The organism is Vibrio sp. Vb1755, from assembly GCF_033338635.1.
Lineage (GTDB): Bacteria > Pseudomonadota > Gammaproteobacteria > Enterobacterales > Vibrionaceae > Vibrio > Vibrio alginolyticus.
In genome coordinates this window covers 1-7,696 of the sequence record NZ_JAWOTA010000051.1, presented here as the reverse complement: position 1 = coordinate 7,696, position 7,696 = coordinate 1, and the positions used below count along the sequence as shown (strand labels likewise).

10 protein-coding genes are annotated in these 7,696 nt (G+C 44.8%); 6 read left to right on the top strand and 4 right to left on the bottom strand.

Features of this window, described 5'->3' with window-relative positions; translation table 11 throughout:
* The first annotated feature begins 73 nt into the window (after positions 1-73).
* Positions 74-991, top strand: a complete 918-nt coding sequence (locus R7E00_RS22310) for a 1,4-dihydroxy-2-naphthoate polyprenyltransferase (RefSeq protein WP_053349706.1) — start codon at positions 74-76, stop codon at positions 989-991.
* Positions 992-1,067: 76 nt separating this feature from the next.
* Entirely contained in the window at positions 1,068-1,574 is a 507-nt protein-coding gene (gene rraA / locus R7E00_RS22305) for a ribonuclease E activity regulator RraA (RefSeq protein WP_005379537.1), read from the top strand.
* 130 nt (positions 1,575-1,704) lie between these two features.
* On the opposite strand, the gene zapB is transcribed toward rraA, so the two are convergent.
* Entirely contained in the window at positions 1,705-1,947 is a 243-nt protein-coding gene (zapB, locus tag R7E00_RS22300) for a cell division protein ZapB (protein WP_005379536.1), read from the bottom strand.
* Between the two features lie 348 nt (positions 1,948-2,295).
* On the opposite strand from zapB, the gene glpX reads away from it, so the two are divergent.
* From glpX to R7E00_RS22285, 3 genes are all read left to right on the top strand, one after another.
* Positions 2,296-3,303 (top strand): class II fructose-bisphosphatase, encoded by a 1,008-nt coding sequence (glpX, locus tag R7E00_RS22295; protein WP_047101877.1) that lies wholly within the window; start codon positions 2,296-2,298, stop codon positions 3,301-3,303.
* 716 nt (positions 3,304-4,019) lie between these two features.
* The gene (locus tag R7E00_RS22290; RefSeq protein WP_213867420.1) at positions 4,020-4,640 is read left to right on the top strand and encodes a helix-turn-helix transcriptional regulator; all 621 of its coding nucleotides are present in this window, start codon (positions 4,020-4,022) and stop codon (positions 4,638-4,640) included.
* 160 nt (positions 4,641-4,800) lie between these two features.
* On the top strand, positions 4,801-5,151 hold the full coding sequence (locus tag R7E00_RS22285) for a DUF3135 domain-containing protein (RefSeq protein ID WP_154204880.1): 351 nt from the start codon (positions 4,801-4,803) through the stop codon (positions 5,149-5,151).
* Here R7E00_RS22285 and R7E00_RS22280 read toward each other — a convergent pair.
* From R7E00_RS22280 to R7E00_RS22270, 3 genes are all read right to left on the bottom strand, one after another.
* A complete protein-coding gene (locus R7E00_RS22280; protein WP_372051706.1) occupies positions 5,145-5,411 on the bottom strand; it encodes a GIY-YIG nuclease family protein in 267 nt (88 codons plus the stop codon). The genes R7E00_RS22285 and R7E00_RS22280 overlap by 7 nt on opposite strands.
* A gap of 252 nt (positions 5,412-5,663) precedes the next feature.
* Positions 5,664-6,086: a DUF805 domain-containing protein gene (locus R7E00_RS22275; protein ID WP_053303353.1), complete on the bottom strand. Its 423-nt coding sequence runs from the start codon at positions 6,084-6,086 to the stop codon at positions 5,664-5,666.
* A 162-nt stretch (positions 6,087-6,248) separates the two neighbouring features.
* Positions 6,249-6,596, bottom strand: a complete 348-nt coding sequence (locus R7E00_RS22270) for a 5-carboxymethyl-2-hydroxymuconate Delta-isomerase (RefSeq protein WP_017820736.1) — start codon at positions 6,594-6,596, stop codon at positions 6,249-6,251.
* Positions 6,597-6,865: 269 nt separating this feature from the next.
* On the opposite strand from R7E00_RS22270, the gene tpiA reads away from it, so the two are divergent.
* Positions 6,866-7,636 (top strand): triose-phosphate isomerase, encoded by a 771-nt coding sequence (gene tpiA / locus R7E00_RS22265; protein WP_005384863.1) that lies wholly within the window; start codon positions 6,866-6,868, stop codon positions 7,634-7,636.
* Positions 7,637-7,696: the final 60 nt, after the last annotated feature.

Sequence of the window (7,696 nt, the reverse complement as noted above, 5' to 3'; positions counted from 1 at the left end):
TTGTTTTAGGTCAATAGCGTATCTGCCTCTTTGTGCTTATACTGGGCACATTGGTTACTAGCACGAAATTTCCATGAAACAATCTCTACAGATCTGGCTTGAAGCCGCTCGTCCAAAAACATTACCTCTGGCATTGGTCTCTATCTTAACAGGTAGCGTGCTCGCGTACTCGGCGGGTCATTTCTCACTGACGATTGCCATCATGGCTTTCGTAACCGCGACATTGCTGCAAATTCTGTCCAACCTGGCAAACGACTATGGTGATGCCGTTCAAGGTACAGATAACGACAAACGCCTCGGCCCATTACGAGCGATGCAGTCAGGCGCGGTAAGTGCGAAACAGATGAAACAGGCGATTATCTTTAACATCGCTCTGACCGCCATTTCAGGCTTGGTGTTAGTTTTCTATTCACTAAGTTCACTGGAAAGTATTGTTACTTTTATCGGGCTGGGAATTTTGGCCATTCTCGCAGCCATTGCTTATACCATGGGTAGCAAACCATACGGTTACGTGGGGCTTGGCGATATATCAGTGTTCTTGTTTTTTGGTTTACTCGGCGTATCCGGTACCTACTTCTTGCATACCGGTCACGTAGACACCACGCTATTCTTACCTGCTTTAGGCTGCGGTTTACTCGCCGTTGCAGTACTCAATATCAACAATATGCGTGATATAGAGAACGACCGAGAGTGTGGTAAACGCACGGTGGCGGTACGCTTAGGTCAACGTAAAGCCAAACAGTACCACTTTATTTTACTTGGCGGAGCTATCCTTGCCTTTGCGGCTTACTTGTTAATTCAAGACAAACCCGTTTGGATTAGCTTGCCATTCTTACTTAGTATTTATTTCGTGGCCGATCATGGTAAAGCGGTTTGGCATACACAAAAGCCTGCTCAAATAGCACCAATGATGCCAGTCATCGTGAAATGCTCTCTAGTCACCAACGTTTTGTTTGCAACAATTGTGGTAGCTCAAACTCTAGTAAGTTAAAAAAGGATTGTCATTGCATTGACTTAATGCCTAGATATACTCAAAGACAACCAATTTCTGTTTAGAAAGGTACGCTATGGAATACAATACCTCAGCACTCTGTGATATCTACCTCGATCAGGTAGATGTGGTTGAACCAATGTTCAGTAACTTTGGCGGTCGCGCTTCATTTGCCGGGCAAATCACCACCATCAAGTGTTTTGAAGATAATTCGTTGATCCGCGAGACATTAGAGCAAGATGGACTTGGTCGCGTTTTGTTAATTGACGGTGGCGGTTCCCTACGTAAAGCCCTTATCGATGCAGAAATCGCAACCATTGCGGAAGAAAACGAGTGGGAAGGCATTGTCGTTTACGGCTGTGTTCGTGAAGTAGATGAACTTGAAGATATGAACTTAGGCATTCAAGCCCTCGCTTCTATTCCTGTTGGAGCGACCAGTCAGGGTATTGGCGAATTGGATGTACCAGTCAACTTTGGCGGCGTCAGCTTCTTACCTGAAGATTATATTTATGCTGATAGCACCGGAATTATCCTGTCGCCTGAACCATTGAATATTGATTTAGAGTTGGATGAAGAAGCATAGCGAGTCTTAGGTGTCTAAGTTATAGGGTCTTCTCTTAGCTATCAGCGCCTTGTCTTAACATTTTCTACTTCCCTAAAACACAAACACCCGCTTAGCGCGGGTGTTTTTAATTTGGAATGAAGAAGCTGAATTATTCCACTTCGTCCATTTTGCCAAGTAGTGCACGAATGCGCTCTTGCCATTGTGCGTGCTCTTGCTGTGCTTGTTGTGCTTTTTGCTCTAGCTCTTCACGTTGAGAGCGAAGCTCGTTCGCTTCTTCCGCAAGTTTAGCTTTATCTTCTTTCAGCTCTTCGACTTCCATCTGAAGAAGAGTGATTGTGTCAACTGCAGTTTGAATTTTAGATTCTAGTTGTTCTAGTACTTCAAAAGACATCTTGGCCTACCTATGTTATTCCGTTGGGACGATGTGCGAGATTGATGCACACCTAACCTATATAAGGTTCATTCTACTCAGCGTCGCGATGAGAAACACTCACTATATTCGATATTTTGCATCATTCGGTCAAAAAATCAGCGCAATCTCACTAAACGCTGACTTTTCTTGTCGCCGAAGCATTTTTGAGCAAGGATTTTGCGTCCCGCTACTCTGAAAATCGCCCTAAGTATTGATCAAATTCAAGTTAGATAAAGTAAAAGCCTCGCAAAAAGGCAAACGTTTACTCGACCTTGTGATAGAATCGCCGCGCAAATTCTTCTTCCCTCTTGCTTACTTGGAGACATCATGAAACGCGATTTAGCAATGGCATTTTCCCGTGTGACTGAAGGTGCAGCTCTGGCTGGTTACAAATGGCTTGGCCGTGGCGATAAAAACGCAGCCGATGGCGCAGCTGTTGAAGTTATGCGCACGCTACTGAACAAAACAGATATCAGTGGTGAAATTGTCATTGGTGAAGGTGAAATCGATGATGCGCCAATGCTGTACATTGGTGAGCAAGTGGGTATTGGTGGTGATGAAGTAGATATTGCAGTCGACCCGATTGAAGGAACGCGTATGACGGCAATGGGACAATCGAACGCACTAGCCGTACTTGCCGCAGGTGAGAAAGGCAGCTTTCTTAAAGCGCCAGATATGTACATGGAAAAACTGGTTGTTGGCCCTGGTGCAAAAGGCGTAATTGACTTAGAAAAGCCGTTAAAAGAAAACCTAGAGAACGTAGCAAAAGCCCTGAACAAGCCACTTGATACCTTAGTCGTTATTACCCTTGCGAAACCTCGCCACGATAACGTTATTGCAGAAATGCAAGCAATGGGCGTACGTGTCTTTGCGGTGCCTGATGGTGACGTCGCTGCCTCTATTCTAACTTGTATGCCAGACAGTGAAGTGGACATGATGTACTGTATTGGCGGTGCGCCAGAAGGGGTTGTATCAGCAGCGGTAATTCGAGCGCTAGATGGTGACATGCACGGTCGCCTGCTTCCTCGTCATGAGGTAAAAGGCGATACTGAAGAAAACCGCATTTACGGCGCAGATGAACTAAAACGCTGCGATGAAATGGGCGTAAAAGCGAATGTTGTCCTCAAAATGGAAGACATGGCTCGTAGCGACAATGTGGTATTTTCAGCTACAGGCATTACTAAAGGTGACTTGCTAGAAGGCATCTCTCGCCAAGGGAATATCGCAACCACAGAAACGCTGCTCGTGCGTGGTCGATGCCGTACTATTCGTCGCATTAAGTCGACTCACTACCTAGATCGTAAAGATCCAGAAGTGCGTGATATTATTCTTTAAGCATTTCTCGAGGCTCTCGCTCAATCTGAGTTTGAGCCTTTCTTTCCGCACAACGGGCAATAGATTCTGAATCACACTCGTTCCTCGTTGTTCAGAATGACGGTGACTTTAATAAGCTCTAAATCAAAAGAACTCGTCATTCTAGCCAGCTCCAGCGAGACTAAGAATCTGGTAACAGCAAACTCCTATTCTTCCTGCTCGCCTTAACCGCTGCACAATCGGACGATAAATTCTGAATCACCTCATTCCTCGCTGTTCAGAATGACGGTGACTTTGATAAGCTCTAAATCAAAAGAGCTCGTCATTCTAGCGAGCTCCAGCGAGACTAAGAATCTAGTTGTAACAAGCTCCTATTCTTTCCTGGTCACCTTAACCACTGCTCAACCAGAAGATGGATTCTGAATCACCTCGTCCCTCGCCGTTCAGAGTGACGGTTACCATAGCAAGCTCTAAATCAAAAGAACTCGTCATTCTAGCGAGCCCCAGCGAGACTAAGAATCTGGTAACAGCAGACTCCTATTCTTTCCTGCTCGCCTTAAGCGCTGCACAATCGGACGATAGATTCTGAATCACCTCGTTCCTCGCTGTTCAGAATGACGACATATATTGGCTCATATGAACATACCCCCCTATAAATCCACACTCAAATTAAGTCAACACTTTTCTTTACTAACCCTATCGCGCATAATATGTACTGACGTATAAATGGTGGGTATATGAAGACCGTAGATAGGATATTGCAAATCGTTAAGCGTGATGGCTCCGTCACTGCAAAACAACTCTCCTCTGAGCTAGGTATGACAACCATGGGGGCTCGTCAGCACCTGCAAAGTTTAGAAGATGATGGCATTCTTTCTATCCATGACGTAAAAGTAAAAGTTGGTCGCCCTGCTCGTCATTGGTCTCTCACTCAAAAAGGTCATGAGCAATTTGCTGACCGTCACGGTGAGTTGACCATTCAGTTTATAGAAGCTGTCGAACATATCTTTGGCAAAGATGGACTGGAAAAAGTCACATCAGAAAGGGAAAAACTCACGTTACAAAGTTATCGTCAGCATCTTGAGCAATGCGACTCTCTGCAAAGCAAACTAGAAACACTCGTCACATTAAGAGAGCAAGAAGGCTATATGGCAGAGCTCGAGAAAGATGAGAACGGATTCATCTTGATCGAAAATCACTGTCCGATTTGTAAAGCCGCAATTCGCTGCCCAAGCTTGTGCCAATCAGAATTAAGTGTCTTTCAGTCTTTACTTGGACGTGACACCAAAGTAGAGCGTACCGAACACATCATTAGTGGTCAAAGACGCTGCGTTTACCGCATCCAACAACTGCAGTAACCACCACAACCAAACATCGACATACCGCACTTATTCAATCTCAAGCTTGAAAGCTTCTCTTATAAGTGAGACGGCTGAAGAATTCATCCTCTCTCCTCTTTCTAGTGGTATAGGCTTTTAGTAACTAAAGGCAATTTCCATAAGGATTTGGAGAGCATCGATGTCTACTCTACGTCATATCCCATCCCAAACGCTTCCGCCATTCGATGAAATGGTTCGAATGGCAGAGCGAGACCCAGAAGCTTTTGAGCAATTTCGTCATGAGATGGCGAAAGAAATGATCGAGAGCGCATCAGAAAATATGAAAGAAAGATTGTGGGCTCAACAAAGCCACATCGATAGAGTCATCAGCACGTGTAAAAACCCTCATCACACCAATGTGGTATTGATGAACGAGTTGCAAAAACAGGTCGTGAAGTTCAAAGCAGCGCTACAAGGGGAAGCCGCACCAACACAAAAAGCGGATGTGGTTAGCTTAAACGCGTTTAAAGATAGGGATGATTTTTACTGATACTCAGTAGATAGATCGAGAAAGTTAGGGTTCGTTTCTCTCACCAAGGCTAACTTCCACTCACGCTTCCACTGCTTGAGCTGCTTTTCTCGGTTTATAGCCGTAGCCATATCGTCGAATAACTCAAAGTAAACGAGCTTATGAACGTTGTATTTCTTAGTAAATCCTTCCACTACTCCATTTTTATGTTGCCATATTCTTTGGGGCAGCTGACTGGTAACACCTATGTAGAGAACGGCGTTGTTATTTGACGTTAGGATATAAACGCAAGGTGTCTTATCGATGATTCATTCTCCTTCATTATTCGCTGTTACTTTTCCATTGTAATTCGCAAGCTCAGTCAGTTTATTTCAAACTCGGAGCGCTCTGTGCGTAGATTCTGAATCACACTCGTTCCTCGTTGTTCAGAATGACGATGACTTTAACTACCTCTAAACCAACAGGGAGCGTCATTCTAGCGAGCCTTAGCGAGACTAAGAATCTACTTTCAGCACGCACGATACTTGAGGCGATTACTCCGGCTCAGGGCCATATTGGTTTGGTCCTGATGTCCCCTTTAAGAGACCACATTCAATTAGAATCCATAAACCACAAATCAGAGAAATGGAAGCGACGAACATCTGTGGGGTCGACGGCTCTTGCGCGGCTGGGCTGGTCATTGGCGTGGCAATTCGTCCGATAATCAACGGAATATTCAGTGCTAGCCAATAGATCGATTTGTTGCGGTCGTGCCAACGCTTGGTAGTTATCGCCAAATCAGGGAGCAACAGAACCACCAAGAAAATAGGAAGAAGCACATAGGAGAGAGTAGGAAGCAGTTGGCTGATACCGGCACCAAAGCCTAGAATGGACACATAGTAAATGACGTTCCAAATCCAGTAGGTTTTACGGTTTATACGTCCTTGAAAAGAAAACAGTAACTCTTTAGTCGACATCAAATTTTACCCCAAAGTAGAAAGGTTATAGATTAGCCGAGTCGATATAGTTTGGAAAGGACACCGATAGCTTGGGTGCCCACAACGACCTTACAACAAGCAGAGCCGGGCTGAGAATTCGTAACAATAACCCCTCGCTATTCTCGGGCAATTCAGCGCAACCTAGTTCACTACCTTTTGGAAGCTATCTATATCCATGTCTCTGATATTGACCGTTAAACTGTGCACATGACTAGCTTGCTCTTGAAGTGTCGCCATCAAGGCTCGTGACAGTTCTCGCTTTTGTTCTTGGGAGCGACCAGATAACAAATCAAAGTTGATATGGATAAAGTCGAGGCTATCACCCTCCTCTCCTATTAACCAATTGTGGCACCGGAGCGTTCTAGATTTCACTGACGCGAGTTCAAAAAGGCCACTTTCTAACGCCGTTTTATGTAAATCCTCCAGCAACCCCTGAACATTGACGCGTTCTTCCACCGAGTTTGAATACTCTAAAACGAGATTTGGCATTTTGATTCCTTTCTACAACAATTAATTCCAGCGCGTAGTAATACCAATCTCAGCAGCAATTTCCGAGGAATGAACTATCATTCTGTCTACGCGATCACCAATCGGTTGCTTTTGACAAAAATAACAGGATCGATGCTTGGTCGAATCAACAAAGAAAGCCGGACAAGACATGACGCCAATCATGATCTGTTCACATTATTCTGTTATATTCCTACGTAGATTTTTTACATTAATTGACTATTTACATTAAAGATAAGGGAGATATTCCTATGCGTCGTCCTGTAGTGATGGGTAACTGGAAACTAAACGGCAGCAAAGCAATGGTAACTGAGCTGCTAACTGGTCTTAACGCTGAACTTGAAGGCGTTGAAGGTGTTGACGTAGCAGTCGCTCCACCAGCACTTTACATCGACCTAGCAGAGCGCGTAATCGCTGAAGGCGGTAACAAGATCATCCTAGGTGCTCAAAACACTGACCTAAACAACAGCGGTGCGTTCACTGGCGATATGTCTCCAGAAATGCTGAAAGATTTCGGTGCTACTCACATCATCATCGGTCACTCAGAGCGTCGTGAATACCACAACGAATCTGACGAGTTCATCGCTAAGAAATTCAATTTCCTAAAAGAAAACGGTCTAACTCCAGTTTTCTGTATCGGTGAATCTGAAGCGCAAAACGAAGCTGGCGAAACTGAAGCAGTATGTGCACGTCAAATCAACGCAGTTATCGACACTTACGGTGTTGAAGCTCTAAACGGCGCAATCATCGCTTACGAACCAATCTGGGCTATCGGTACTGGTAAAGCAGCAACTGCTGAAGATGCACAACGCATCCACGCTTCTATCCGCGCACTAATCGCAGCGAAAGACGAAGCAGTTGCAGCACAAGTAATCATCCAATACGGTGGCTCTGTTAAACCAGAAAACGCTGAAGCTTACTTCTCACAACCAGACATCGACGGCGCTCTAGTTGGCGGTGCTTCTCTAGACGCGAAAAGCTTCGCAGCAATCGCTAAAGCAGCGGCTAAAGCAAAAGCTTAATCTCGTTTTTACTGAGAGTAAAAATAACAAAGGGATGCATCATGCATCCCTTTTTGTTTG

Coding starts and splice junctions, on each gene's coding strand:
- R7E00_RS22310 (WP_053349706.1), top strand. CDS start 74: ATGAAACAATCTCTACAGATCTGGCTTGAAGCCGCTCGTCCAAAAACA.
- rraA (WP_005379537.1), top strand. CDS start 1,068: ATGGAATACAATACCTCAGCACTCTGTGATATCTACCTCGATCAGGTA.
- zapB (WP_005379536.1), bottom strand. CDS start 1,947: ATGTCTTTTGAAGTACTAGAACAACTAGAATCTAAAATTCAAACTGCA.
- glpX (WP_047101877.1), top strand. CDS start 2,296: ATGAAACGCGATTTAGCAATGGCATTTTCCCGTGTGACTGAAGGTGCA.
- R7E00_RS22290 (WP_213867420.1), top strand. CDS start 4,020: ATGAAGACCGTAGATAGGATATTGCAAATCGTTAAGCGTGATGGCTCC.
- R7E00_RS22285 (WP_154204880.1), top strand. CDS start 4,801: ATGTCTACTCTACGTCATATCCCATCCCAAACGCTTCCGCCATTCGAT.
- R7E00_RS22275 (WP_053303353.1), bottom strand. CDS start 6,086: ATGTCGACTAAAGAGTTACTGTTTTCTTTTCAAGGACGTATAAACCGT.
- R7E00_RS22270 (WP_017820736.1), bottom strand. CDS start 6,596: ATGCCAAATCTCGTTTTAGAGTATTCAAACTCGGTGGAAGAACGCGTC.
- tpiA (WP_005384863.1), top strand. CDS start 6,866: ATGCGTCGTCCTGTAGTGATGGGTAACTGGAAACTAAACGGCAGCAAA.